Origin of the sequence: Oceanobacillus halophilus (assembly GCF_003628505.1) — a bacterium.
GTDB lineage: Bacteria > Bacillota > Bacilli > Bacillales > Amphibacillaceae > Oceanobacillus > Oceanobacillus halophilus.
Map to the genome: position 1 here is coordinate 125,965 of NZ_RBZP01000007.1, position 25,450 is coordinate 151,414.

The 25,450-nt window shown below is 37.1% G+C and carries 27 protein-coding genes, 2 rRNA genes and 1 pseudogene; 9 read left to right on the forward strand and 21 right to left on the reverse strand.

Features of this window, described 5'->3' with window-relative positions:
• Window positions 1-2: 2 nt before the first annotated feature.
• Complete coding sequence (locus D8M06_RS10875; RefSeq protein WP_121204429.1) at window positions 3-380, reverse strand: hypothetical protein; 378 nt, start codon at window positions 378-380, stop codon at window positions 3-5.
• Between the two features lie 310 nt (window positions 381-690).
• Complete coding sequence (locus D8M06_RS19995) at window positions 691-852, reverse strand: hypothetical protein (protein ID WP_170150271.1); 162 nt, start codon at window positions 850-852, stop codon at window positions 691-693.
• A 223-nt stretch (window positions 853-1,075) separates the two neighbouring features.
• On the opposite strand from D8M06_RS19995, the gene D8M06_RS10880 reads away from it, so the two are divergent.
• The 4 genes from D8M06_RS10880 to D8M06_RS10895 all read left to right on the forward strand — a co-directional run bounded on the left by D8M06_RS10880 (window position 1,076) and on the right by D8M06_RS10895 (window position 5,466).
• Window positions 1,076-2,377 carry a homoserine dehydrogenase gene (locus D8M06_RS10880; RefSeq protein ID WP_121204430.1) on the forward strand — a complete coding sequence of 434 codons (1,302 nt, stop codon included), beginning with the start codon at window positions 1,076-1,078 and terminating at the stop codon, window positions 2,375-2,377.
• Entirely contained in the window at window positions 2,374-3,435 is a 1,062-nt protein-coding gene (gene thrC / locus D8M06_RS10885) for a threonine synthase (protein ID WP_121204431.1), read from the forward strand. Before D8M06_RS10880 ends, thrC begins: the two co-directional genes overlap by 4 nt.
• Window positions 3,432-4,322: a homoserine kinase gene (gene thrB / locus D8M06_RS10890; RefSeq protein ID WP_121204432.1), complete on the forward strand. Its 891-nt coding sequence runs from the start codon at window positions 3,432-3,434 to the stop codon at window positions 4,320-4,322. The genes thrC and thrB overlap by 4 nt, the downstream gene beginning before the upstream one ends.
• Before the next feature lie 151 nt (window positions 4,323-4,473).
• Window positions 4,474-5,466, forward strand: coding sequence for an NADPH:quinone oxidoreductase family protein (locus D8M06_RS10895; protein WP_121204433.1), 993 nt, complete (start codon window positions 4,474-4,476; stop codon window positions 5,464-5,466).
• A gap of 279 nt (window positions 5,467-5,745) precedes the next feature.
• Here the strand turns inward: D8M06_RS10895 and D8M06_RS20000 are convergent, their stop codons facing one another.
• Window positions 5,746-5,916 (reverse strand): hypothetical protein, encoded by a 171-nt coding sequence (locus tag D8M06_RS20000; protein WP_170150272.1) that lies wholly within the window; start codon window positions 5,914-5,916, stop codon window positions 5,746-5,748.
• A gap of 149 nt (window positions 5,917-6,065) precedes the next feature.
• Between D8M06_RS20000 and D8M06_RS10900 the strand changes: the two genes are divergently transcribed.
• On the forward strand, window positions 6,066-6,983 hold the full coding sequence (locus D8M06_RS10900; RefSeq protein ID WP_194074632.1) for an SDR family oxidoreductase: 918 nt from the start codon (window positions 6,066-6,068) through the stop codon (window positions 6,981-6,983).
• A gap of 247 nt (window positions 6,984-7,230) precedes the next feature.
• Here the strand turns inward: D8M06_RS10900 and D8M06_RS10905 are convergent, their stop codons facing one another.
• The 3 genes from D8M06_RS10905 to argF all read right to left on the reverse strand — a co-directional run bounded on the left by D8M06_RS10905 (window position 7,231) and on the right by argF (window position 8,937).
• Window positions 7,231-7,422, reverse strand: coding sequence for a hypothetical protein (locus D8M06_RS10905; RefSeq protein WP_121204434.1), 192 nt, complete (start codon window positions 7,420-7,422; stop codon window positions 7,231-7,233).
• Between the two features lie 29 nt (window positions 7,423-7,451).
• Complete coding sequence (locus D8M06_RS19845) at window positions 7,452-7,607, reverse strand: hypothetical protein (RefSeq protein ID WP_158591781.1); 156 nt, start codon at window positions 7,605-7,607, stop codon at window positions 7,452-7,454.
• Window positions 7,608-7,971: 364 nt separating this feature from the next.
• Window positions 7,972-8,937 carry an ornithine carbamoyltransferase gene (argF, locus tag D8M06_RS10910; protein ID WP_121204435.1) on the reverse strand — a complete coding sequence of 322 codons (966 nt, stop codon included), beginning with the start codon at window positions 8,935-8,937 and terminating at the stop codon, window positions 7,972-7,974.
• A gap of 186 nt (window positions 8,938-9,123) precedes the next feature.
• Between argF and D8M06_RS10915 the strand changes: the two genes are divergently transcribed.
• A complete protein-coding gene (locus D8M06_RS10915; protein WP_121204436.1) occupies window positions 9,124-10,026 on the forward strand; it encodes a DMT family transporter in 903 nt (300 codons plus the stop codon).
• Window positions 10,027-10,083: 57 nt separating this feature from the next.
• On the opposite strand, the gene D8M06_RS10920 is transcribed toward D8M06_RS10915, so the two are convergent.
• From D8M06_RS10920 to D8M06_RS10970, 11 genes are all read right to left on the reverse strand, one after another.
• Window positions 10,084-11,277 (reverse strand): class I SAM-dependent rRNA methyltransferase, encoded by a 1,194-nt coding sequence (locus D8M06_RS10920; protein ID WP_121204437.1) that lies wholly within the window; start codon window positions 11,275-11,277, stop codon window positions 10,084-10,086.
• Window positions 11,278-11,450: 173 nt separating this feature from the next.
• Entirely contained in the window at window positions 11,451-12,557 is a 1,107-nt protein-coding gene (gene hisC, locus D8M06_RS10925) for a histidinol-phosphate transaminase (protein WP_121204438.1), read from the reverse strand.
• Between the two features lie 113 nt (window positions 12,558-12,670).
• Entirely contained in the window at window positions 12,671-13,087 is a 417-nt protein-coding gene (locus D8M06_RS10930) for an NUDIX hydrolase (RefSeq protein WP_121204439.1), read from the reverse strand.
• 29 nt (window positions 13,088-13,116) lie between these two features.
• On the reverse strand, window positions 13,117-13,410 hold the full coding sequence (locus tag D8M06_RS10935) for a DUF3219 family protein (protein ID WP_121204440.1): 294 nt from the start codon (window positions 13,408-13,410) through the stop codon (window positions 13,117-13,119).
• A 32-nt stretch (window positions 13,411-13,442) separates the two neighbouring features.
• Complete coding sequence (locus tag D8M06_RS10940; RefSeq protein ID WP_121204441.1) at window positions 13,443-14,126, reverse strand: hypothetical protein; 684 nt, start codon at window positions 14,124-14,126, stop codon at window positions 13,443-13,445.
• Window positions 14,123-14,869: a hypothetical protein gene (locus tag D8M06_RS10945; protein WP_121204442.1), complete on the reverse strand. Its 747-nt coding sequence runs from the start codon at window positions 14,867-14,869 to the stop codon at window positions 14,123-14,125. The genes D8M06_RS10940 and D8M06_RS10945 overlap by 4 nt, the downstream gene beginning before the upstream one ends.
• Window positions 14,856-15,746, reverse strand: coding sequence for an ATP-binding cassette domain-containing protein (locus D8M06_RS10950; RefSeq protein WP_121204443.1), 891 nt, complete (start codon window positions 15,744-15,746; stop codon window positions 14,856-14,858). Before D8M06_RS10950 ends, D8M06_RS10945 begins: the two co-directional genes overlap by 14 nt.
• Entirely contained in the window at window positions 15,743-16,126 is a 384-nt protein-coding gene (locus D8M06_RS10955) for a GntR family transcriptional regulator (protein ID WP_121204444.1), read from the reverse strand. The genes D8M06_RS10950 and D8M06_RS10955 overlap by 4 nt, the downstream gene beginning before the upstream one ends.
• Window positions 16,127-16,345: 219 nt before the next feature.
• On the reverse strand, window positions 16,346-16,858 hold the full coding sequence (locus D8M06_RS10960) for a GNAT family N-acetyltransferase (protein ID WP_338322973.1): 513 nt from the start codon (window positions 16,856-16,858) through the stop codon (window positions 16,346-16,348).
• Window positions 16,859-17,070: 212 nt separating this feature from the next.
• A complete protein-coding gene (locus D8M06_RS10965) occupies window positions 17,071-18,072 on the reverse strand; it encodes an HAAS signaling domain-containing protein (protein WP_121204445.1) in 1,002 nt (333 codons plus the stop codon).
• Window positions 18,059-18,421 carry a PadR family transcriptional regulator gene (locus D8M06_RS10970; protein WP_121204446.1) on the reverse strand — a complete coding sequence of 121 codons (363 nt, stop codon included), beginning with the start codon at window positions 18,419-18,421 and terminating at the stop codon, window positions 18,059-18,061. Before D8M06_RS10970 ends, D8M06_RS10965 begins: the two co-directional genes overlap by 14 nt.
• Before the next feature lie 219 nt (window positions 18,422-18,640).
• Between D8M06_RS10970 and D8M06_RS10975 the strand changes: the two genes are divergently transcribed.
• A complete protein-coding gene (locus D8M06_RS10975; RefSeq protein ID WP_121204447.1) occupies window positions 18,641-19,084 on the forward strand; it encodes a YaiI/YqxD family protein in 444 nt (147 codons plus the stop codon).
• A gap of 33 nt (window positions 19,085-19,117) precedes the next feature.
• Here D8M06_RS10975 and D8M06_RS10980 read toward each other — a convergent pair.
• Together D8M06_RS10980 and D8M06_RS10985 are read right to left on the reverse strand one after the other, a co-directional pair.
• A pseudogene (locus tag D8M06_RS10980) lies at window positions 19,118-20,529 on the reverse strand (LysM peptidoglycan-binding domain-containing protein).
• A 146-nt stretch (window positions 20,530-20,675) separates the two neighbouring features.
• On the reverse strand, window positions 20,676-21,935 hold the full coding sequence (locus D8M06_RS10985; RefSeq protein ID WP_121204448.1) for a CYP152 family fatty-acid peroxygenase CypC: 1,260 nt from the start codon (window positions 21,933-21,935) through the stop codon (window positions 20,676-20,678).
• 113 nt (window positions 21,936-22,048) lie between these two features.
• Between D8M06_RS10985 and D8M06_RS10990 the strand changes: the two genes are divergently transcribed.
• Together D8M06_RS10990 and D8M06_RS10995 are read left to right on the forward strand one after the other, a co-directional pair.
• Complete coding sequence (locus D8M06_RS10990) at window positions 22,049-22,633, forward strand: TetR/AcrR family transcriptional regulator (RefSeq protein WP_421904323.1); 585 nt, start codon at window positions 22,049-22,051, stop codon at window positions 22,631-22,633.
• Window positions 22,634-22,725: 92 nt separating this feature from the next.
• Window positions 22,726-24,831: an MMPL family transporter gene (locus tag D8M06_RS10995; protein WP_121204450.1), complete on the forward strand. Its 2,106-nt coding sequence runs from the start codon at window positions 22,726-22,728 to the stop codon at window positions 24,829-24,831.
• A 280-nt stretch (window positions 24,832-25,111) separates the two neighbouring features.
• Here D8M06_RS10995 and rrf read toward each other — a convergent pair.
• Window positions 25,112-25,226: ribosomal RNA gene (gene rrf, locus D8M06_RS11000) — 5S ribosomal RNA — on the reverse strand.
• A gap of 125 nt (window positions 25,227-25,351) precedes the next feature.
• Window positions 25,352-25,450 (reverse strand): 23S ribosomal RNA (locus tag D8M06_RS11005); the annotation flags it as partial.

Genomic DNA, 25,450 nt, shown 5'->3' on the forward strand with positions numbered 1-25,450 from the left:
GTCTAATTTTGTCGACTCCCTATATTACGGCTTACATAATGGGTTGCATACAGTTTTTCCAAGTTTGGATTACCTTTTTTAGAGAATTGTAAAGTCCTTTTTGCACCTTTTCCCCATGATTTGTACACCGTAATTGATGGTTTCAAGTTATTTTCGTCTGCATATTTTTTTAATGTTGAAAGGATATGATTCATTTTTGATAGGTTCCCAAGAGTTACTTTCTCTAAGTAGGGAATCCTCTTGAATCGCCAATCCTCTAATTGCTTTGGAGTTAGTCGCTCCATTTGAACCAATAAATCAGCAGGACTGACATAACCTTTCTTTGCTACTAACTGATTGGCACATCTATATACTCTTTCTTCTACTTTTTTCTTACTCAAGCTCTTTTACCCCCAATTTTTAATACCTCATAAGTTGTACCTAAAATTGTATCAACAACTCTGACTAGTCATTTATCTTCCTAATGAACTACTCCAAATCTATTGAAATTCAACATCTTCATTTTACATTACTGCTACTGCTATACCAATAAAATTCTTTTATAGCTTCCCGGTGCCTGGCACTTCCCGGATTTTGTCGAAAAGGGGTTGTTGATCAAACGTTTGTTTTACTTAAACCCTAGCTATGTCATTCAACTTTTCCTCCTTCTTTATAAAATAAAAGAGGGTACCATTTTACGCGATACCCTTCTCATCTATATTTCCTTCTATTTCTTCTAAACAATAAAACAAGTAATAAACCAATACTTAAGCCAATAGCTCCTCCAACTTCCATCGATTGAAAGAGGCTTCCTAATCCAACTCCTACCAGCAAACAAAAAATAAACAAAAAACCAATCATGGCATTATTCATTGCCCCACCTCCATTATTGCCTGCAATAATAAGTTATTCTTCCATTAAGAATTGGTTCATTCGTGAAATTTTTAGGATATCAATGAATTATTTAAAAATTCTCTATTGCTATGATGGGGCTTTCACGGTTACAATGTATTCAATATTATATTATTTTTGGGAACTCAAATATCTGGGGATCCTTTATGAACGCTTAATTTATAAACAAACATGAGGTGATTTTGTGGGAAACAAAGTATCTATTGGTCTATTAGGATTAGGGGTAGTTGGTTCTGGAGTCATTAAGCTGATTGAGAATCATCAAGAAAAGCTGGTTCATCAGCTTGGTACAGACGTTCAAGTGAAAAGTGTTTTAGTTCGCAATATCGATAAGCAACGTGATGTTGATGTAGATCGAACGTTTCTCACTACCAATCCGGATGACGTATTAAATGATCCAGAGATTGATATTGTTATAGAAGTAATGGGCGGAATTGAAGAAGCTCGTAAACATATTTTAAATGCTTTTGCTAACAAGAAGCATGTTGTTACTGCAAATAAAGACCTGGTTGCATTACATGGACCAGAGTTGCAAGAAGCTGCACGTAAAAACAAATGTGATTTCTACTATGAAGCAAGCGTTGCAGGTGGAATTCCTATCTTAAGAGGTATAACCGATGGATTATCCTCAGATCGCATTCGAAAAGTAATGGGAATTGTGAATGGAACAACAAACTATATCCTTACAAAAATGGACAAAGAAGGACTTAGCTATGATGTGGCTCTGAAGCAAGCACAAGAACTTGGTTTCGCCGAGGCTGATCCCACTTCTGATGTTGAGGGACTTGATGCAGCAAGAAAGATGGCAATACTTGCTAGGTTAGCTTTTTCCATGAATGTAGATTTAGACGATGTAGAGGTAACAGGCATATCAGATATTACTTTGGAAGATATGAATTATGCAGACCAGCTTGGCTATACAATGAAATTAATCGGATTTGCCAATTTCGATGATAGAAAGCTAGAAGTCAATGTGCAACCAACAATGCTTGCTAAAAACCATCCATTAGCTAGTGTTAATGATGAATATAATGCTGTTTATGTTTATGGGGATGCAGTTGGTGAAACAATGTTTTACGGTCCTGGTGCTGGAAGTTTACCTACAGCTACAGCTATCACCTCTGATGTCGTATCTGTCATAAAAAATATGCTGCTCGGTGTCACAGGATCTCAATATCTTGATCCTCACTTTAACAAGCAGCTGAAAACAGAAGAACAACGATTTGGACAGTATTATGTTCGGTTACATGTAAAAGATGAAGTTGGAGTGTTTTCACGTATTTCTGCGCTATTTAATGAATTGAATATCAGTTTCAAACGAATTTTACAAAATCCAATTATTAAGCATGAAAAAGCTGAAATTATTGTTGTTACACATAAAACATCCTTAGACAATTTCTATGCTGCATTAAATCGCTTAGAAAATCTAGATGCTGTTATCGAAACAAAAAGCTACTACAAAGTTGAAGGAGATGCTAATCAATGAGTTGGCAAGGATTATTACATCAGTACAAGGACTTTTTACCAGTAACAGAGAATACACCAAAACTCACATTACATGAAGGAAATACTCCGTTGATTCATTTTCAGAATCTATCTGATCAGCTAGGAATTGAACTTTATGGAAAAGTAGAGGGAATTAATCCAACTGGTTCCTTTAAAGACCGTGGAATGGTAGTTGCAGTTGCTAAAGCGATTGAAGAAGGCAGCAAATCTGTGATTTGCGCATCAACCGGAAACACTTCCGCTTCTGCAGCTGCATATGCAGCAAGAGCAGGAATCCGTGCAATCATTGTTATTCCTAAAGGAAAAGTCGCACTCGGAAAACTTGCCCAAGCTGTCATGTATGGTGCAGAAATCGTTGAAATTGACGGTAACTTTGACGAAGCATTGAAAATGGTACGAGAAATCAGCAAGCAAACAGCGGTAACATTAGTTAATTCTGTAAATCCATTTCGATTAGAAGGGCAAAAAACAGCTGCTTTTGAAATTTGTGACACTCTCGGCTCTGCACCAGATATCCTTGCTATTCCTGTTGGGAATGCTGGAAATATCAGTGCTTATTGGAAAGGATTCAAAGAATACCATGAGAAGAAGCAAACTGGACTACCAAGGATGTTTGGCTTTGAAGCAGAAGGTGCTGCCGCTATTGTAAAGAACCAGGTAATCGAGCAACCAGAAACAATAGCAACTGCCATTCGAATCGGTAATCCAGCAAGCTGGGACCTTGCAACTAACGCCAGAGATGAATCAGAAGGAATGATAAGCTCTGTTACAGATGAAGAGATTACTCGTGCATTTAAACTAATTGCTCGTACAGAGGGTGTTTTTGCAGAACCAGGTTCTTGTGCATCACTCGCCGGTGTTCTTCAGCAGTTAGAAAATGGCTCTATTAAGAAGGGAAGCAAAGTGGTTACTGTTTTAACCGGAAATGGATTAAAAGACCCACAAACAGCAATCGATCAAATGGAAATAAACCCAGAATCATTGCCAAATGATGAATCAGCTGTAAAAGAATATATTGAAAAAATGATGAGTCTATGAGATCCTTTCGCGTTTCTGTTCCAGCCAGTACAGCTAACGTAGGACCGGGATTCGATTCTATGGGTTTAGCAGTAAATTTATACTTAACATTACATGTTGAGGAATCAGAACACTGGGAGTTTATTCAACACTCCCCTCCCGCTCCTCCTAGTGATTATAAAGACCATTTTATCTATAAAGTTGCTAAGCAAATAGCTGATCGCCATCATAAAAAGCTTCCAGCATGTAAAGTTACAGAAACTAGCGAAATTCCGTTAGCTCGTGGGCTTGGTAGCAGTGCCTCTGCCATCCTAGCAGGAATTGAAATCGCCAACCAAGCATGTGATTTAAATTTATCTAATGAAGAAAAATTACAATATGGCACAGAAATCGAAGGTCATCCAGATAACATTGCACCCGCACTTTTTGGTGGACTAGTTATCTCCGTCATAATCGAAGAAGAAATTGAACGAATAGAATTCAAGGATCTCCAGATGGATATTGTGGTCAGTATCCCTGGGGTAGAATTAAAAACGGAGGCAGCAAGAAAAGTACTACCTGAATCTTATTCCAAAAAACATGCAGCAAGTGCAAGTGCGGTTAGTAATCTTGTTGTTGCCTCCCTTGTATCTGGAGATTATGCTCTAGCAGGAAAAATGATGGAAAGAGATCTATTCCATGAACCTTATCGAGCAAAACTAATTCCAAATTATGATAAGATCAGATTAAGAGCGAAAGAATTTGGAGCATATGGATCCATCATTAGCGGTGCAGGGCCAACAATGATGTCGTTTGTACCTTCAGGAAATGGAGCAACCATTGCAAACAAGATGCAGACTATATTACCAGATTACAAAGTACAAGCATTAAATATTGATACAGAAGGACTCAAAATTACCTACAGTTAGTGTTCTCAAGGAGGATTCATCCTAGCATGATTCTCCTTTTTCTATTTGAAAACGTTTTATGAATCGCATGCGTTTCATACAAAAATCATGTACAATGGTATTAGTTTATATATGTTAAAAATTTCACAATCGGAAAGGAGTTTCCCAATCCATGACTCAATCGTTTAATGCACTTGTCGTGAATAAAAAAGAAGAAGATTTTTCCTTAGAAATTAATAAATTAGCAATAGAAGATCTATCTGAAGGTGACGTGGTTATACGTGTTTACTATTCCAGCGTTAACTACAAAGACAGTCTTGCAACCATTCCGAATGGAAATATTGTCAAATCCTATCCATTTGTCCCGGGAATAGATTTGGCTGGAGAGGTAGTATCTTCTTCTAACACTCGTTATAAAGCAGGAGATAAAGTCATTGCAACAAGCTATGAGATTGGTGTTTCCCATTTTGGAGGATATAGTCAGTATGCACGTATTCCATCTGAATGGATCGTTCCCCTACCTGATGGTCTAAGTTTAAAGGAAGCAATGATTATCGGAACCGCTGGATTTACAGCTGCACTTTCTATCAAGCGACTACAGGATAATAATGCATCCCCTGAAAAGGGTAAAGTACTCGTAACTGGCGCTACCGGTGGTGTCGGTAGTTTTGCTGTTGCTATTCTAGCAAAATTAGGTTATGAAGTCGAAGCAAGTACAGGGAAGGACACAGCAAATGATTACTTACATAACCTTGGTGCTGAATCTATTATTCCTCGTGAAGACGTTTATACTGGAAAGATAAAACCATTAGCAAAACAAAAATGGGCAGCTGCAGTGGATCCAGTTGGTGGAGAAGTCCTTGCTTCCATATTGAGTCACATAGAATATGGTGGGTCCGTTGCTGTCAGCGGTCTAACTGCAGGAAATAAAGTTCCTACTAATGTATTTCCATTTATTCTACGAGGAGTAAATTTACTTGGAATTGACTCCGTATATTGCCCAATGGAAACCCGAATTTCTATCTGGAAACACCTTGCAACAGACTATAAACCCGCAGATTTGGAAGCATTAGTACAACAGGAAATTACCCTAGATCAGCTTCCTTCTGTTCTTCCCACATTACTTAATGGAGAAGCAAAAGGAAGAACCATTGTAAAACTGTAAAGCAAAGGTGACGAGATTCATTGAAATCTCGTCATTTTTTTTGTGTTTTCTCATGGGTTTATAGGTGGCACCTTCTGTTTATGGGCGCTCATTCATTTTTATAGGCGCTCATTCACTTTTATAGGCGCTCCTTCACTTTTATAGGCGCTCCTTCACTTTTATAGGCGCTCCTTCACTTTTATAGGCGTTCATCGATTTTTATAGGCGTTCTTCCATTTTTATAGGCGTTCTTCACAAGTTACAGGCGTTCCACTCTGTTCATATCCACCAACAAAATCCCTAAATCACCGGATAATACTGCTTATACCTCGGATTATCATAAAATGGTGGTCTGGGTCCGATCATCGGAACTTCTATTTCCCTAGAATTATCATCATATCGCATCTTTTCCTTTTTCTCCGAATGCGGAATTAATAGAAGCTTTACTTTAGGATTGTAGTAATATTTCATTGATCTTCCCTCCCGGTTAGCCATATTCCCTATTAGCCTATTCGCTGCACGAAAATATGAGCCCGTACTTCATCACCAGCTAGTCAGTCACGACATCTGCCTACCCTACATAATGTAATTTCATAATGGATATGTAGGAGGTTTTTCAAATGTCTGAGATGAATAAGAACGAGCAACAATATCCGATGTATCCCAATTACGGAAAGATCACACAGTTTGAAGATGTTGCATTAACGGTACCAGAACAACGCCAGTATCGACAGCCTGGTGTTGAAAAACTAATGATGCCAAGACCAATCATCGAAAACCCTAACTATAAAGGGAGTGAAAAATTAAAAGGAAAAGTCGCACTTATTACTGGCGGTGACAGTGGTATGGGTGCTGCAGCTGCAATTGCTTTTGCTAAAGAGGGAGCAAATGTGGCAATTTCTTATTTAGATGAACAAGAAGATGCCAATCGAACAAAGAATAGAATTGAAGAACTTGGACAGCATTGTCTTCAACTACCTGGAGATTTAAGAAAGAAACAGCAGTGTATAGACATCGTTGAAAAAACAATTGAAACTTTCGGGAGACTTGATATTCTTTGTAACCATGTTGGTATTCAGTTTCAACAGCTAAAATTAACGGATATTACGGATGAACAGTTTGACGATACATTTAAAGTCAATGTTTATTCTCACTTTTATACAACTCGCGCAGCACTCAAATACTTAAAAGCGGGTAGTTCCATCATTAATACATCTTCGGTTGTGCCCTTTGACGGGAATGATCAGCTGATTGATTATACAGCAACAAAAGCCGCAAATATCGGATTCACGCGTGCACTGGCCAACAATCTAGTTAAAGAAGGAATTCGTGTAAATGCTATAGCTCCAGGTCGAATTTGGACACCACTTATTCCAGCTAGCTTCTCTGCAGACCAAGTTCCACTAGCAGGTAACCCAATGGATCGTCAGGGTCAGCCATTTGAAGTAGCTCCAACCTTTGTTTATCTGGCTTCTGATGATTCCAGATTTGTTACCGGTCAAACTCTGCATGTAAATGGCGGGCAAGTACTTGGGTAAATAGCACACCTCTCCAATGAGCTCATATTCACGTAAAAACGCTTGGAAATTCTTTTAGATCCAAGCGTTCGTATACTATATTATTTGTTTTCCCCACCATACTTTATCACTCCCTCAACAATGGAAGAGCTTTATGTATAGATGTTATAGTTTCTGCTATTGCTCTCCTACTTCTCCATAAAAAGCATTTTATAATATGTAAAAACAACGGTAGTAAGCCCAATACCAAAAAGTATGCTGCCAGTTACTAAGAAAAATTATTCGTATTTGCTTCCACTCTTAATTCGTACATGGAACTATTAGCAAAACCACCTTGTGCCGCTAACCATCCATCTGCTAAGGAGGTTCCAAAACGAACACTAAAAAATATAAATATCAGTCCCATTACACCTAATAACGTACCTAAGGTTATCATCCCTTTTAGTTTATCCTTTGTCATTTTTTCTCCCTTTTATTTAAATACTCTTTTTAAAATGAACCTCGTACTTCCGTATTATTAATCTCTTCTTCATGCAATACCCTTTGAGGAGGTAATGTACGTAGAGCAATAAAGGTCGTGTCGATAATCGTACGTATCTTTATAGACAGCTTCTCTCTTCCAATTTCCACCAATTCACTATTCATCCATTCTACCTGTGGGTCATAATCATACCAATGAAAGTAAAGAGTGGTTTCTCATTCGTTAACTTCCTTCCCTTGCAGCATTAAGACTCCTTAATTCCGTTTTCCGAACTATCACTACATCATTTTATCTATATAAGATTGTATAGGTTTAGGTAATAACTGATAGAATAATCCTTTATATCTGAGATCAAAGAAACTAGCAATGAAAAAAATTACAGTAATAAATATCAAAGGTTTTTTCTTCAAAATGTCCCCTCCATTGTTATCATAGTTAGTGCATAATGATTACACCTTATCAAAATTTATGCCAATATTAAATGACTACTAATTTATAAACAATCAGTAGTCATTTAAAAGCCTTTCCCTATCCCATTAACGCTGTCATCAATGCTTTTTGTGCATGAAGTCGATTTTCTGCTTGCTGGAAGACAACCGAATGGTTTCCATCTATCACTTCTTTAGAAACTTCTTCTCCACGGTGAGCTGGTAAGCAATGCATAAACGTTACGTCTGATTTTGCTAAAGAAAGTAATTTTTCATTGACTTGATACCCTTTAAAATCCGCTTCTCTCTTCGCTTGTTCCTCCTCTTGCCCCATGCTTGCCCAAACATCTGTATAAATGACATCCGCTCCATCAACAGCCTGTTCTGGATCTTCCATCACACTAATCTTGGCACCGTGATTTTCTGCTAGACTTTTGGCCTTTTCAGTTATCAAAGTATCTGGCTGATACCCCTTTGGAGCTACAACTATTAACTCCATTCCCATTAATGCAGCCCCAATCATAAGAGAATGAGCCATATTATTTCCGTCTCCTATATAAACCAGCTTCACTCCAGCTAAAGGGCCTTTTTCTTCCTTCACTGTTTGAAGATCTGCTAAAACCTGGCACGGATGATACATATCTGTAAGACCGTTGATTACAGGTATAGTCGCATATTTTGCAAGTTCCTCCACTGTTTCCTGAGAAAATGTACGAATCATGATTCCATCCAAATAGCCAGATAACACTTGCGCCGTATCTGCAATTGTTTCCCCTCTTCCGATTTGAATATCCTTGGAACTTAAGAAAATTCCCATCCCGCCAAGCTGGTAGATTCCTGCTTCAAAAGATACACGTGTTCTAGTAGAAGATTTTTCAAAAATCATCCCTAATGTTTTACCTTTTAATGGTTCATATGAAATCCCGTCCATCTTTTGTTTTTTTAAATAACCAGCTAAATTTAGTAAATAGTCAATCTCTTCTTTTTTATAATCTGCTAGTGCTAAAAAATCACGGCCTTGCAATTTCTGGTTATTGAAAGCAATTTGTTCTTCTATCTTCACCATAAGGATTCCACCTTCTCAATTAGTATTTATGAATTATTATGCATTAATAAGAATAAATATACAAGTGGTTTTATAAAGTCTAATAAAAAAATTCTATGTTATAACACTCTAAATCCCATTGCCAAACGCCATCTGCTTATGTTACTTTCAATATGTTCGATATCGCATATACAAGGAGGGATGGGCATGGGCAAGAAGGCGTTTTTTATGGCATTGTTTACTGTTGTCATTTGGGCATCCTCTTTTGCTGGTGTCCGTGCTAGTTTACTAGGAGGATATACTTCGGGGCACTTAGTTCTTGTCCGGTTTCTCATTGCTTCAAGTGTATTCGTTTTATACAGCTTACTTCCAGGGGTGCACTTTAAGCTTCCTAGCAAAGGGGATATTGTGCGTATAATGTTGCTCGGCTGGATGGGAATCACGGTTTACCATGTTGGCTTAACATTTGGTGTAGAAAGCATTCCAGCAGGAACAGCCAGTATGATTGTAGGTTCTGCACCTGTATTCACAGCAATAATAGCTGTATTTCATTTAAAGGAACGACTAAGTGCTTCAAGTTGGGCTGGTCTTGGAATTGGATTTATTGGTATTATTTTAATAACCTTAGGGTCATCAGGTGGCACATCCTTCTCTATTTCTAAAGGCACTATTTTTGTTTTAATCGCAACCATTGCATCCTCAATCTTTTTCGTCTTTCAAAAACCATTATATACACGTTATAAACCAATTGAATTAACAGCATATTTTACTTGGGCCGGAACAGTACCTTTAATAATATTTCTTCCTGGACTATATGAAAACATGAAACATGCTACCACTGAGGCGCATGTTGCAGCAATCTTTGTCGGTATATTCCCAGCAGCACTTGGTTATGCAACATGGGCAATTGCGATTTCTTTAGGCAACCCAAGCACGGTAACCAGTATGCTTTACATGGAGCCGGCTATCGCTATTATTATCGCATGGTTCTGGCTTGGAGAATGGCCAAATACACTTTCACTAATCGGAGGTATGATTGCTATATCCAGTGTATTCATTGTGAATTTCATGGGGAGAAAACAGAGACGGAGGAAAGAGCGAATAACGTAAGTGAAGAAGAGTCGTATCAGCAATTTCTGCCGATATGACTCTTACATAGCACCCTATTTAATTCATTTTCTTCAATACTACAACCTTCAGATAATTGCCCTGAGGATAACTTCTATCCACATGAAAGTCTTCCGGTAAGGAGAACTCCTCTAATATCTGGTACTTAGAATTCGATTGTTTAAATCCTTTATCAATAAACCCTTTAAATTTCTTCATTCCAAAAGAAGCATTATTTGTTGAAGCAACAATGATTCCGCCTTTTTCCGATATTTCAATGGCATCCATTATCAATTCTGGGTAATCCTTTGCCGTACGAAAGGTGCGTTTCTTGGAACGGGCAAAACTTGGTGGATCGAGCACCACCATATCAAATGTTAAGTTTTTCCGCTTCGCATATCGGAAATAATCAAACACATCCATTACAATAATGTCTTGTGTTTCAAAATCAATGCCATTCACACTGAACTGCTCAATCGTTTTGCTTTTACTCCGTTTTGCTAAATCTACACTGGTTGTTTTTGCAGCCCCGCCAAGTGCTGCAGCAACGGAAAAAGCACCAGTATAGGAGAAGGTATTTAACACATTTTTGCCGCTAGCATATTTATCACGAATGGCTCTTCTCACATCACGCTGATCAAGGAAAATACCCACCATCGCACCATCATTTAAATAAATCGCATAATTTATGCCATTTTCCTGAACGATAATTGGAAATTCGCCTCGTTCCCCTTTTACAAAGTCATCATCATTAATGTATTTGCCCTTCGTGTCAAAACGTTTCTTTTCATAAATTGCTTTATAATCACCCATATCATCCAATACCCGGATAACAGTTTCCTTGAAGGTATAGGCCCCTTCACTGTACCAGTTAATCAGGTAATACCCATCAAAGTAGTCAATCGTAATCCCGCCGATACCATCGCCTTCTCCATTAAACACACGAAATGCATTAGTATGTTCATCTTGGAAGAAGGATTTACGCTTATCAAAGGCAGCAGAGATCTTTTTCTTGAAAAAGATAACATCTATTTTTTCACCTAGATTTGAAGTTAGTACCCAACCCAAACCTTTATTTTGTCTTCCGTAATAACCTTTGGCAATAAAATTTCCATTCGGTTCCAGCAAATGAACGATAGCCCCTTCCTCCTTTAAAACTTGAGGATTAGCAATCTCATCTTTACTGATTAGTGGATAGTTTTTTTGATATTTCTTGATAAAACTGTTTTTTACTTTTATTTGAATTGGTTTCATGTTTGCTCCTTTGTTATTATCTGTTCTACTAGTTGCAAAAATATAACTATACACCAATTATAATCTTTTTAGTCATTTTTTTGCGAATCTGTTCAATTTTATACTTCCCAAGCGTAAAAAAGTCCCGAATAACTTCTACATTCGCTAAAAAAGTTATTCAGGATCTTCTCAAATTATTTATTTAGTACTTCTTTCAAGACGTTAATAAAGAACTCATTCTCTTCTTTCGTTCCAATCGTTACTCGAACATATTCTGGGAGTCCCCAGATTTTTCCGTAGCGAACGATAACTCCTTTGGATAATAAATCATGATACAATTTTTCAGCATCCGGTCCAAGCTGTAGAAGGATAAAGTTACTTGTTGTTTCAACATAATCTAGCCCTAAATCCGTAAATGCTTGATAAAGTTCTTTTGCTCCGGCTTCATTGCTTTCTATAGATGCTTCAACATGCTCATCATCTGATATTGCTGCTTTGGCAGCTGCCTGTGCCAGGCTGTTAACATTAAACGGTTCTTTCACCTTTAAGATTGTTTGAATAATAGACTCCGGCGCTACTCCGAATCCTACCCGAAGCCCAGCTAATCCATAAACTTTTGAGAATGTTTGAAGAACCAATACATTCTTTCCTGCTTTAATATAGTCCATGCCATTCGTATAATCATCAGCTGTTGCATAATGACTGTATGCACCATCAAAGACAACCAGTACACGTTCTGGAACCGCATCTAACAGGGCTTCAAAATCTGACTTAGCTAAATAGGTACCAGTAGGATTATTCGGTGAGCAAATATAAAGCAGCTTCGTTTTATCTGTAATAGCATTTATCATCTTGTCGACATTAAACTGAAATCCCTCATCAAAAGGCACTTGAACAACGGTTGCTCCCATTAAATCCGCCCCGAAATCATACTCACTAAAAGATGGATACGGTACAACAATCTCATCGCCTTCTTCAAGGAATGCTTCCGACATTAACGTAATTAATTCATCTGCTCCGTTCGTAACGATAATTTGCTCTTTCTTCATATCTATCTTTTCGGCAATAGCCACTTTTAATGCAGCTGTATCTGCATCTGGATAACGATTTAACTCAGCAAGTCCTGCAGAAATAGCTTGTACCCCTTTTGGTGAGGGGCCTAATGGATTTTCATTTGATGCTAGTTTAATAACCTTCTCTAAGCCTAACTCTTTCTGTAATTCCCAAATGGGTTTGCCAGGAGAATATGGTTTGATTCTGTCTAACACTTTACGTGGCTTAATTTCCTTTGTTGTTGCCATTAAATATACATCCTTTCCTTCTGCTTTCTCCTATATGTAAGTTTTTATACATACCTTAATATTCTTTCTATTATATAATAAAAAAATCCAAGATGGTAGGTGAAATATAGAGTCTATTGTAAAACTTCCAACTCTAATACGTGATTATTTTCTAGTTGATGAAAGATTTCTGGGGCTATTAATTCTTTTAATTGCATCTTCGTGGCCCAAACAAAATCAGTATGTTCATCAGATAAAGTTACATCATCATCATCTGCTTCACATAGATAATTCAAAAAAACCAACTGGCGACTCGGATCATCATTTATGGTAGATGCAAATAAGAGTTTCCTAGGCCTTATCCATATTCCAGTCTCTTCCTTAATTTCTCTTACAAGCGCGTCTTCCAATTCCTCGCCAAATTTCAATTTTCCACCTGCCATCTCCCACGTACCAGCGCCAACTTTGCTTTCCTCAGCCCGTTTAACAAGTAGTATCTTTCCTTTGTATATAACAATACCTTTTACAACAACAACTGTTTTCCCTTCCATGCGTGCACTTCCTGTCTAATGTTGATGTTCTAGTTTTTCTCTACTAATTCCAGTTCAAACTCACCTACATTATCTTTTTCATAAAGATTCGTTATGGATGTTGAATAATTAGCTATTTTGGCTCGAAAAGATAAATTTTCGTCCGGGACATGGATTACAAAGTCATTTTTATACAGCAACTTGGTAATATCATGATACTCTTCGCTTTTTACTTTAAATTGAAAAGAAACTTTCCATTTTTCCTTCCCTTGTTTTTGAATTCTTGCTTTATGGAATTCCTCTGCTTTAATCTTATAATCATCTATCATAATTGTCGTACTCATGAAATTACATCCCTTTTCTTAATTATAGTTTCTTAATCCACAAAATTTATTTCTTCATCTATATCTAAGTCTATCCCTTCAGGAACACGAATGTAAATAAGTTCATCACCATGGAAAAAACCTTCCTCTATTAATTTCTCGCCTGTGAACTGCCTAACGGGGAATTCGGTTTTAAATGTTATGAATTCCAAATCCTCATATGCTGGTTCCCTTATTCTTAGAGTATTCGATGAAAAGTCGATATCGGGCAGTGCTGTGAAATCTGCTACATTTACCCCCTCAACAAACGTAGGACTTTGGTAAAATATTGCTTCCACCTTTTCATCCAAATCCTCTACTTGATCTAAATAAATTGGAACATTGCTTCCCCAGTCATTTTCTGTGAAATGCACCTGCAGTTTATCACTATTGATATCAAATTCCCAACTCTTTCTTATGAGCGATGAATCTACTTCATCTAGCGTTTCCAAATTTAAGTGATGAAAGAGAGATGGAGCCGTATCGGGATCTATAGATTCATCGCTAACTATACTCTTATCCAATGGCAATAAGAAATACACGGCAGTTGCAAGGACTAAGATCATGACGTAGCTTAACAACATTCTCTTTACATTTTTCCCGCGGTTATTTATACGTTCGATAAATTTGGAAAATAAAAATAGGACTCCAATGAATACCAAAAGTAAGATAATCGGAAGAACGGATATCGAAGTCATTTTCTAACCTCCAATCGATTGGAAATGAAAATAGCTGCAAGAAAACAGATTCCTGCCGTCAAAATAATTTTAGTTAGGGCGATGAAAAAGTTCGATTCCAAGAAATAAAAGGAACCAATATCAAGAATTACATCCTGATTTATGCGACTTAGCAGGTAAACTCCTCCAATAATGACTACAGGCACAATAATAATAAACATCTTACTTAATTGAACAACCGTGCCAATCAAATAGCCAAATGAACTAAACATAAATACATAGAGAATGGTTGTCAGTAATCCACTTATGAAAATACCGAATTCAGAAGACGTTCCTGCATGTAAGAATTCATAATTAAAGAAACTGAACATAATAACTTTCAGCAAATATCCAGATAATACTGCCGTTATTCCACTAAATATACTGGCTACAAATAAAAAGATGATGTTAGACAAATTACTAGTTAACCTATTCGTAACGAAGATGAATTCATCCTCTTTATATGCTTTTGTTGTCAGCATAATTGCTGTAATGAATCCCCATATCATGGTAAATACAATGACAATATCAGCTGAGAAAAGTCGAATGGTTATACCATTATAGCCTACAGAACTTGTTCCCATCGTACCCGTTCCACCTAATGAAAATAATAAAGCAAGCAGTTGGATAACAATGAGCGAACTGTACATACTAAGATTTGCTTTCACCTTATAAACGGACTGTTTTTTTACTACTTTTTGCAAACGGACATTATTTAAAGACATCATCAATGCCCCCTTTTGTTTGATCTGTTAAGTAAACACAGATATCGGAGGATGTGACAGAAGTTGTTTCCATTCCAAGTTGTCTTGCATTATCCAGTGGAATCCCCTCTTTTTTTACGACAGCATAGGTAGTGCCAGCTCCAATATTGTTCGTATGGAAGACCTCTTTATTCGCGATCCATTGCCGAACCATTTCCGTTCTGCCAGTTAGTCCTACCGCATAATCCTTCAATTCATCTATCGGTAAGTGCAAACATTTACTGCCATCTTGTAATAACAGTACATCCTCCAGCAAATCCTCCACCTCATCTAAATGATGGCTTGATATAATGATTGTTCTAGGGTACTCAAGATAGTCTCGCAATAATGCTCGATAAAAGTCTTTCCTTACAGCAGCATCCATTCCAGTCGTTGGCTCATCATATATCGTAAGTGCACACCTTGAAGCTAATCCAACAATCATATTAAAAGTACTTTTTTTCCCTTTAGAAAGATTTTCATGCTGCTGTTCCGGATGAAAGGAAAAGTAGTCAAATAATCGCTTGGCTAATTTCCCATTCCAATTTTCATAGAACACTTCAGCTTCCTGTAAAATCTCTGTTAATGTTAACGAAGCTGGAAAACTCATTTGATCATCAACGTAAATGGTATTTGCCGAAACATAAAGATTATTAAAAGGATGTTGATTGAACACCTTTACTTCCCCGGATGATTCTCTCCAAAAGCCAGCAAGTATCTTTAGTAGAGTCGTTTTCCCTGCTCCATTCCTTCCAATTAAACCGGTAATTGTATTCTCCTTAATCGTGAATGATAAATCGCTTAATGCCCTAACTTTCCTTTGATTCTTCTTCAAACCCTCACAAGTTATCACGTTCACTTTGCATCCCCCTTACGTTTTTCCATACTTTCTTTGAGCATGCTAAACAGTTCCTCTTCCCTAACATGAAGTTGCTCCGCTTCTAGAGCCACTTCATCTAGGAGTCCTTTTAATTTTTGATTTTTTCGTTTGTCCGTAATAATTTCTTTCGCTTCATTGGTTACAAACTTTCCCAGACCTCGCCTCGTGTAAAGGATCTTCTCATCTGCTAAGATATTTAATCCCTTCGCTGCAGTTGCCGGGTTAATTGTAAACATTTCTGCAAGCTTGTATTGCGAATAGACCTTTTCATCCACTTTAAAATGTCCATTTAAAATTTCAGTCTCCAGCCATTCCGCAATCTGTACATAAATCGGTTTCGTTCCATCCGAATGAATCAAGCTTGCACCTCCTCATCTAAGTTAGTGCATTACCCTTGTAATGTAGTATATTACTGCTTGTATGAAAATGCAACAAAAAAGATGCCTAAAATTTAGACATCTTTTTTAAAAGTAATTACTAGTAACGTGTTTTAAAGGTTGACTTTAAAATAATTTGTGTGAACATTAGCCTTTTTCCTGTGAACTTTAGCATTTAAACAAGTCCTAACCAAATACTTTCTAATCGATTCCAACTACCTTACTTCGTCTCTCCATCAGCAACACATCTCGCCAGATACCATCTAATTTTCCTAGAGACTCACGGATTCCAACTTCCCGAAAACCTAAACTTTTGTGTAACTTGATACTTGCTTCATTTTCGGGAAAAACCCCTGCTTGCAAAGTCCAAAAACCATTTGCTTCACTTTCTTTAATTAAAGCATCCAATAATTTCTTTCCTATTCCTTTTCCTACACTACTGGATGAAAGGTATATGCTTAACTCCGCTACACCATAAAAGGCGTCTTTTGTTGATATTGGTAATAAAGCAGCCCAGCCAATTACCTTACCAGCCTCTCTTATAACTAATCTGCAGTCTTCTACATATTTTTTATTCCACTCTTCTTTGGTTGGAGGAGTTGTGTCAAATGTCGCATTTCCAGTGTTAATTCCTTCGATATAAATTTCCCGTACCTCTTCCCAATCAGACTCTTTCATCCCATCGATAAATATAGTCCCAATCAATTCCCTCACCAGTCTTTCTACTTACGTTTCTTATATAATTTATGTCGTATTTTATATAAACTTTATACTTTTTAACTCAAAATAGTGTGGATTTTGTACACACTTAGGATTAGTCTGTGCATTCATTCGCTCCAATGTATTTGATTCGAACTTAAGCTTCTCAATTCCTGAAAAACCACTTGATTCCACTATCCACTGCTTAGAGTTCCCTTGTAAGAGCATTATTTACTTCTTACTGTTTTAATAACTCCATCTACTATATCCCAAATCAATCCAATAGCAAGGATTGCGAGGATCCAATTCGTAGCATTGTTCCAAATTTGTGTAACAACATGAAATGCTTCACTGCCTTCTGTAAACAATCCACGTTGTATTAATTCGTTGATAAAATTAGGATTCCAAACATCTGGTCCGTTTATCATAAATAGGACACCTACGAAAGATGCAATATTTATGATAGCGATAAGCATCACAAGATGATAAGACCATTTCCCATAAATTAATTTTATCACTTCTTTTAATATACCCAATCCTAGAATAAGAAGGAGGAACCATTGCACGTAAGTACCTTCATTTAAAAATGGAACAACTCCTCTAAATCCATTTTCCTGGAAGAACCATACACCGAAATAATCAGTAGAAAAAGCAAAGACCGCCATAATTATGACAAGAAATACGATTCCTGCAATTGATTCGCTACGCTTAATGCTCCCCTTAGGATTAGGAATAGGCGGTAAATCAGATGGTTTCCAGTCCTGTTCCTTTTTTAATTCTTGTAACCCATCCTCCTGATAATATTCAGCGATTGCAAAACCAATTATTGTCCATCCAACTGCCATTGGTAATCCAGTAAATATAGAAATAATCATTTCAATAAAATGATCAAGTATAGATACCGGATTAATAATAATTTGAATGACGAATGATATACCTATACCAACGCTCATCGCGATTAAGACAATTTTTAGGACATAAAGAAACGTATCAAAGTATTCAGGACCGATTAGATATCTCTTTGTTCCACGATACTTTTGAGCTAATTTCTTTGGATTTCCTAACTCCTGCAAGACTTCTTCCACATATTCTTCATGTACTTCTCGGCCATTCACACGTTCTTCCAACATATCTTCAATAAGACCTCGAAGCTCACTTGCAATGTCTTCCCGCTGTGACTCTGGCAATTTTTGTGTCACAGCGTAAATGTACCTGTCAATCAGTTCCATCTTCATTCCCTCCTTTAGGATTAATCACATGATTTAAGCTTTCTACAATCCCTTTCCATTCCACGACCAATAGATCATAAACCTCTTTTCCAGTTTCACTTAATAAGTAATATTTGCGTGGTCTTGTATCATTTGTATCCCATTGACTAGCGAGAAGACCTTGTTTTTCCAGTCTTCTTAACAATGGATATAATGTTCCTGGTTCTACCTGAATTCCTTTATCTCCAAGCATAGTAACAAGCGAATAACCATATTGAGGTTCTGATAGTTGACTCAATACTCCGATAGTTATCGTACCACGCCGCAATTCCTGCATTAATTTTTCCATATGTTTCTGGGCATCGCTCATCATATCAACTCCTAATTTCATTATAGTATATGACGCACACTATTGTAAATAAAACTATAATATATTAGGAAGATTATTTTATCATAAAAACCTTAATTGTTGACAAAAGTGTTTCCAATGCTTATTATCACAATCAATTCAACAAAAATTAGTTTATATCCACAATTTGCATAATATATTATAAGAAATGCTAGTTCTATTTTTTAAGGAGATATGGAAATGAAAATTTATGTAGATGCCGATGCTTGTCCCGTGAAGGATATTGTAATAACAGAAGCAAAAAAAGCAGATTTACCTGTTACATTAGTTACCAGTTTTTCGCATTTTTCCAACGAAAAACAACCTGCTGGAGTGGAAACTATTTATGTGGATACAGGAGCCGATGCTGCAGATTATCGAATAATGAAGCTTGCAAAAAAAGGAGATATGATTATTACACAAGATTATGGCTTAGCTTCTCTAGGTTTGGCGAAAGGTTGCCGCGTCCTTCATCATAAAGGATTTAGATATTCGAATGACAACATTGATCAGCTCCTGCAGACAAGATATTTAAGCGCCATGGCAAGGAAAAGCGGGAAACGGACTAAGGGACCTAGACCATTCACTGAAGAAGATCGTCTTAAATTTAAAGAGCTTTTTCTAGAGGAAATTAATCATGCATAAGAAAAGGGAAGGATTAAATTATCCTTCCCAAGTTCATCTTTTTCTAATGGTAAAGCTATTTTGCAATACTGGCCAGTTTTGTGGAAATGTACTTCCCAGCACCCAGTAACTGACACCTCTTAATCCATATTCTTTCACGGTGTCATATTTCATCTGCATACTGCGTGCATCTTCGAACCATACTTCATGCTCCTGACCATTCTCATCCAGATACCTAAAGAAAGGAGATTGATAAGTTTGATCATATTGGATAGCAACTCCATATCTGGAGGCAAGCCGTACTGCTTCTTGCGGACTAACCGTACGCGCTAACGTCCCTTGTTGCCATGGTATTTTCCAGTCCCTTCCGTAAAGTGGTGCTCCCATCATGATCTTTTCCGGTGGTATCACTGTTACTGCATAATCTAATACTTTACGAACCTCGCTTATGGGTGCAATAGCCCAGGGTTCGCCACCTGCCCACCCCCATTCATAAGTCATGATCACTACAAAATCCACAATCTCTCCATGTGCAGCGTAGTCATGGGCAACATAAAGAAGTCCTTGCTGATCAGCACTGATTTTTGGAGCAACTGCTGTTGAGACGTGATATCCCTCCGGGTGAAGTCTTGCAACAACTCTCCTCAGGAAGTTGTTATAATTGTCTCGGTCCTCGGGATAAACATATTCAAATCGATATTTAACCCAGAGAAATTCTTTTGCCGAAGTGTTTCAAGAATATTGGTAATAAGAGTTTCCTGTATATTTGGATTCCGAAGAATTGCTGCAGCTAAATCAGAATCAAATGTATTGTTAGCAAAATTTGTTAAAGCTAGTAATGGCTCCACATTATTTGCGCGAGCTGCATTTAGCACAGGTGTATCTTGCAATGTTGTTATCGTCCCATCTTCTCTTGCTCCATAGGTAAAGGAGGACAAATAAGTAAAATGGCGTCCTAACATTAACACCTCTTGCCTTCCCTGTTCATCAAACTTGGTAGCATAAGCATTTACTTCTTTTACAGGCTTACTAGCAGTTGGTATCCTAATTATTTGACCGATACTGATAGCAGACGGATTCGGTATATAATTCGTCTGAAGAAGCTGATTAACAGGGACCCCGTATTGTGATGCAATTTCCCAAAGACTCTCCCCCGCTTGCACCACATGAGTAAAATAGGGCATCTGAAGTAATTGGCCTACATAAATTAAGGATGGATCAACAATTTGATTAGCATCTGCCAGATCTTGTAACGATACTCCATACCACTGGGCTATCGTCCATAAATTATCCCCTGGCTGAATGACATATTCATCGTTTATTTCTGGTATGACAAGCGCCTGCCCAACGACAAGAATATTGGGATTATCTAACTGATTTACTACGATAATCTGATTAATATCTGAAGCATGCATCTGTGCAATCCGCCACAATGACTCACCACTTTGCACAACATGAATTTGCATATATTCTCCCCCATTATTAAAAGCTACATATCATAATATTCAAACAAACGTTTGTCCTATGACTTTAAATCTAGCGAGAAGCTGGGGGATGTTTTATGAGAACGATTACTAATCTATGACATCCTTGAAAAACATTACCACTGGATTCATTCCATCCGTTTTTTCACATTCTGCAAAACAATTCTACTTTTTGGCAAGCTTGGCATCCGCACCATACTATAACTTAAATTTTGTGGTGGTACTTGATAATCCATCTGATTTGTTAACAACTCAAGACTTGCTTTCATTATCTCTATCGTTAACCCTTCACCCGGACAGCGATGACCCTGTGTATAATTCCCACCACCTTGAGGGATAAAATCGAAGGGATTCTTCTGTCTATTTCTAAAACGTTCAGGTTTAAACTGTTCTGGGTTCTCCCATATTTCGGAATGATGATTGGTTCCATAAATATCTAATAAGACAAGATTTCCTTTTTTAAAGTCATGTCCTTTCCAAAGAAAGTCATCCCGTACTCTGGCCACAGCAAATGGAAAGAATGGATAAAAACGTCGTACTTCTTGTACAAATAGTTCAAAATCCTCTTCTGTTTTTAAACTCCCTTTCACTTTTGGGTATTCCAATAGTGCCAAGGCAACAAAAGATATGTACACGGCTATGGCTACAATGGGACGTAATATATTTAGAAGTTCTACAGCCGCTACTTGAGGATCCATTGTTTTTCCGTCCGTATCATGATACCAAGCAATTTGGTATAATGCTGTTTCTTCAGGAACATCAAAATTTCCATTACGAACATCTTCTATTACACTCATCAGCCAAGATTCCAAAGCATTGCGAGCTTGTCTTCCTTTCCAGTGCCTTGGACCAAATGCTCCTGCAGCATCAAAAAGTGCTTCCAATTGATTTGCTCGCTGATTCACATCCATTTGAGATAATGGAATACCAGACCATTTGCAAGCTGAAATAGTTAATAACTTAGTAACTTCAGAATATAAGGTGATTTCTTCCTGCCTTTCCCATTGTTGGATAGCCACCCTCCATTCCTCTTTAAAAATCTTTACAATATCTTGTAATCGTTTCTCTGTCATTAACGACATAAAAAGCTCTTTCCGATGTTTATGGCTGACACCATCCATTGTTTGAATAGCTTTCTCACCAAACAATGTTTGTCTAACCCTTTTTGGTGCAGCACCTTCTCTCATAAACTTAGATTCATCATAAAAGACTTTTGCAGCTTCTTCACCAGTCATACAGATAGCCTTCTGACCACCTAATAAGCGTGTTTCAAACATGTCCCTGCCATAACGCTTACATCGATTGGATATGTATAAATAACCCTCGCTCATCATAGCTATACTATTATCCAAACCTCTATCAATAGGTATTTGTTCTCTATATGCCATCTTAAGTACACTCCACTTTTTTATTTTTATCATCGGTTAATGAGTTTAATTTATACACTATTCCTCTTATTTAGTTTCCTAATGTACATTCCTTGTCTATAATGATAAAAGAGGTGAAAAAATTGGCAAGAGAACGGAAATTTACATTGGAAGAATTATATCAAGCAACCAAGGATACACTTGTTCATGTAGGTTACAATGGTTTTACTTTCAGTATAATAGCGGAGAAGTTAGAACTTTCAAGAGGAACGATATACAAATACTTCGTAAACAAAGATGAACTGATTACAGAATATATGTTATATGACATGAATCGTTTTCTAGAGGACTTAAAGTTGATTCATCAATACAAAAGCTTTGATGAACAATTCGATTACTTACTTGGTATTATCTTTAGGGACCGTACCATTCAACAACTTATAAGAATAGCGTCACAAATCCCAGAGAGTAAAGAGAACCAAGTAAAGGTTAATCTAGAAAAGCTAAGAAGACTCCATCTCGATATGTATGCTCAGTTAGAAGATTTTATCCAGTTAGGAAAAGTTGAAGGAAAAATAAGGGAGAATCTGCACAGTGGATTAATATTAGGTTTTATTTTCCAATCTATTGTGATCCCAAATCACTTTCAAGTTCCTGAATCAGATTGGTTTTCTTCTATAAAGGACATTATTCGGTTCGGAATCTATCGCCAAAGTTGACAATAGCCCTTTATTGTCCAATAATTAATGACAGATATGTCATTTTATTATCAAAGTGACAACTTTGTCACTATATGAAAGGATTTACATTTATGAAGAATATTTTACAATCTGTTACTGATAACGTCTCCACAAAGAAAGGAATGTGGACTACTCTATCCGTTTGGGTGGCTGTACTCATTTTATTATCGGTATTTGCACCAAGTGTAAGTGATTATCAAGTAACAAGTGTAGACACTTTACCGGAGGATGCACAATCTGTTATAGCCAGTCAGAAAGCTGAGGAATATTTCCCTTCTTCTAACAGTCTCCCTGCTATCCTTGTTTTTGATGGCAAGGATGAAGCAATTGAACTACAGGACCTGGTTGCTGTAACAGAAAACCTAAGTAATGAATCTGTGAATGGATTGGAAGAAGTTATTCCTTTGGGAGCTTTACCTCCTCAGGCAACAGACAGTTTTTTCTCGGATAATCGTTCTGTCGCCATTCTTCCAATTAGTTTTGATTCAGATTTGGATACTCCGGATTTAAAAGAATCGTTAAATAAAATTCAAACCATTGTTGACGATAATACCAATCTTGATTTATACGTAACGGGACCTGCTGGTATTGCCGTTGATACGACTGACCTGTTTAAAAGAGCAGATGTAGTTTTGATTTTAGCTACAGTAGGAATCATCTTAATACTTTTAATCGTAATTTACCGTTCACCATTATTAGCATTAATTCCATTACTTGCTGCAGGATTTGTTTACCAAGCTACTGCACAGATCCTTGGAATATTTGGAAAAGCAGGACTTCTAATGAGCATGCAGTCTATTTCCATCATGACGATTTTACTTTTTGCAGCAGTTATTGACTATTCACTATTTGTCTTTTCTCGTTTTCGTGAAGAATTAAAGAGTTATGATAGTAAATATGAAGCAATGAAAATGGCCATGCAAGGCACTGGTACTCCTGTATTCTATTCAGGGGGAACGGTATTTGCTGCAATGATTATTCTGATATTTGCAGAATTAGGAGATTATAAAAATTTTGCACCCATTTTTGGCACAACGTTACTTGTCATCATGCTAGCATCTATTACATTGGTACCGGCCTTATTCACACTCTTTGGAAGAAAGTCATTTTGGCCAATGATTCCACGTGTGAATGATTCTAAAGTAAATACAAATTCCTTTTGGAGTAAAGTTGGGCGTTTTGTAACGAAAAAACCTGTTATATCAGTTATCTTTATTAGTATCGTTTTGGTAATATCTGCAAGTAATGTATTGAATATTAAGTACGAGTTCGATTTACTTAAGTCCTTTCCTGAAGATATGCCTTCTAGAGTGGGCTACGACATACTTGCCGATAACTTCGAATCAGGGGATTTAGCACCAACAACAGTACTTTTCGAGTCAGATAATCCTGTGAATGAAACAGAGCAAACTAATTTATTACAATCTCTCCAGGACCAGACACTCGTTGAAAATGTACGTATCAATAATAAAACAGAAAATCAAAAGGTTATTTCTTATAACCTGACATTTGAAGAAAATCCATATTCACAAGAGGCAATAGATGCTTTAGAGAATATTCTCGATAATTCAAGTGCTATTGTGGAAGATAATGATCTTTCAGGTGAGATTTATGTTTCCGGAGAAACTGCTACATCAGTTGATGACCGTTCCTATAATAATCGAGATTTAATTGTCATCGTGGTAATTGAAACCATATTAATCTTTATTATGCTCATTTTTCTAACCAAATCCTTTAAAATGCCACTATATATGATGGGTACAATATTGGTTTCCTTCTTTGCAGCATTGGGATTAGGGACATACTTAACGGAATTATTCTTTGGTATCGACACCATAGCTAACAGAGTTCCTGTCTATGCGTTTGTATTCCTCGTTGCCTTAGGGATAGATTACAATATTATGCTTGTCTCTCGTTTTATAGAAGAACGGAAGAACAATTCCGTTAAAAAGGCAGTGGAAATTGCAGTTGCTAACACTGGTGGCGTTATTTCATCTGCTGGAATAATTCTAGCAGCTACATTCGCCGTATTAATGACACAACCTGTACAAATGCTGTTTGTGTTTGGATTTATTGTAGCAATTGGCATTCTAATTGATACTTTCTTAGTTAGAGGAGTGCTCCTACCAGGACTTCTAACTCTATTTGAAAAAGAGAAGCAAAAAGAGAGAAGTTAGAAGGTTGATACACAATGGATTTAGCAACCAAAATAATAAGTAAATATCAATATACTAAAAACGCTCAGAATTTCTCTGAGCGTTGCTTTTTATTGTCTAGTCCAATTATAGCACCTGTTATTTTAAGTACTACTCTGCATAATATTTTCTCATTTAGACGGTTCCCGCAGTATTTAATTGGTCATTATCACACTAGCATAAATTTATTTGATTCTAATATAAATAATAGTTAAAAGCAAAAAATACAGGATACGAATTATTCGTATCCTGTATTTATATTGCCTAGCGGCGTCCTACTCTCGCAGGGGGAATCCCCAACTACCATCGGCGCTGGAGAGCTTAACTTCTGTGTTCGGCATGGGAACAGGTGTGACCTCTCCGCCATCGCTACTAGGCCTACATGATGTAGGTCGTTCGGTGTTGTTCACAGGACGTGAACGGTTTTAACCGAACATCCTTTACTTTCTAGGTTTGTACCCTAAAAACTAAATAAGAGTAAATCTAAGACATCATAAAGAATTTAGTTAAGTCCTCGATCGATTAGTATTCGTCAGCTCCACGTGTCACCACGCTTCCACCTCGAACCTATCAACCTCATCGTCTCTGAGGGATCTTACTC

Bases quoted from the DNA above. Each gene is read 5' to 3' on its own strand.
- D8M06_RS19995 (WP_170150271.1), bottom strand. From the start codon at position 852: ATGAATAATGCCATGATTGGTTTTTTGTTTATTTTTTGTTTGCTGGTA.
- thrC (WP_121204431.1), top strand. From the start codon at position 2,374: ATGAGTTGGCAAGGATTATTACATCAGTACAAGGACTTTTTACCAGTA.
- thrB (WP_121204432.1), top strand. From the start codon at position 3,432: ATGAGATCCTTTCGCGTTTCTGTTCCAGCCAGTACAGCTAACGTAGGA.
- D8M06_RS10895 (WP_121204433.1), top strand. From the start codon at position 4,474: ATGACTCAATCGTTTAATGCACTTGTCGTGAATAAAAAAGAAGAAGAT.
- D8M06_RS20000 (WP_170150272.1), bottom strand. From the start codon at position 5,916: ATGAAATATTACTACAATCCTAAAGTAAAGCTTCTATTAATTCCGCAT.
- D8M06_RS10900 (WP_194074632.1), top strand. From the start codon at position 6,066: ATGTCTGAGATGAATAAGAACGAGCAACAATATCCGATGTATCCCAAT.
- D8M06_RS10905 (WP_121204434.1), bottom strand. From the start codon at position 7,422: ATGACAAAGGATAAACTAAAAGGGATGATAACCTTAGGTACGTTATTA.
- D8M06_RS19845 (WP_158591781.1), bottom strand. From the start codon at position 7,607: ATGAATAGTGAATTGGTGGAAATTGGAAGAGAGAAGCTGTCTATAAAG.
- argF (WP_121204435.1), bottom strand. From the start codon at position 8,937: ATGGTGAAGATAGAAGAACAAATTGCTTTCAATAACCAGAAATTGCAA.
- D8M06_RS10915 (WP_121204436.1), top strand. From the start codon at position 9,124: ATGGGCAAGAAGGCGTTTTTTATGGCATTGTTTACTGTTGTCATTTGG.
- D8M06_RS10920 (WP_121204437.1), bottom strand. From the start codon at position 11,277: ATGAAACCAATTCAAATAAAAGTAAAAAACAGTTTTATCAAGAAATAT.
- hisC (WP_121204438.1), bottom strand. From the start codon at position 12,557: ATGGCAACAACAAAGGAAATTAAGCCACGTAAAGTGTTAGACAGAATC.
- D8M06_RS10930 (WP_121204439.1), bottom strand. From the start codon at position 13,087: ATGGAAGGGAAAACAGTTGTTGTTGTAAAAGGTATTGTTATATACAAA.
- D8M06_RS10935 (WP_121204440.1), bottom strand. From the start codon at position 13,410: ATGAGTACGACAATTATGATAGATGATTATAAGATTAAAGCAGAGGAA.
- D8M06_RS10940 (WP_121204441.1), bottom strand. From the start codon at position 14,126: ATGACTTCGATATCCGTTCTTCCGATTATCTTACTTTTGGTATTCATT.
- D8M06_RS10945 (WP_121204442.1), bottom strand. From the start codon at position 14,869: ATGTCTTTAAATAATGTCCGTTTGCAAAAAGTAGTAAAAAAACAGTCC.
- D8M06_RS10965 (WP_121204445.1), bottom strand. From the start codon at position 18,072: ATGGAACTGATTGACAGGTACATTTACGCTGTGACACAAAAATTGCCA.
- D8M06_RS10970 (WP_121204446.1), bottom strand. From the start codon at position 18,421: ATGAGCGATGCCCAGAAACATATGGAAAAATTAATGCAGGAATTGCGG.
- D8M06_RS10975 (WP_121204447.1), top strand. From the start codon at position 18,641: ATGAAAATTTATGTAGATGCCGATGCTTGTCCCGTGAAGGATATTGTA.
- D8M06_RS10985 (WP_121204448.1), bottom strand. From the start codon at position 21,935: ATGGCATATAGAGAACAAATACCTATTGATAGAGGTTTGGATAATAGT.
- D8M06_RS10995 (WP_121204450.1), top strand. From the start codon at position 22,726: ATGAAGAATATTTTACAATCTGTTACTGATAACGTCTCCACAAAGAAA.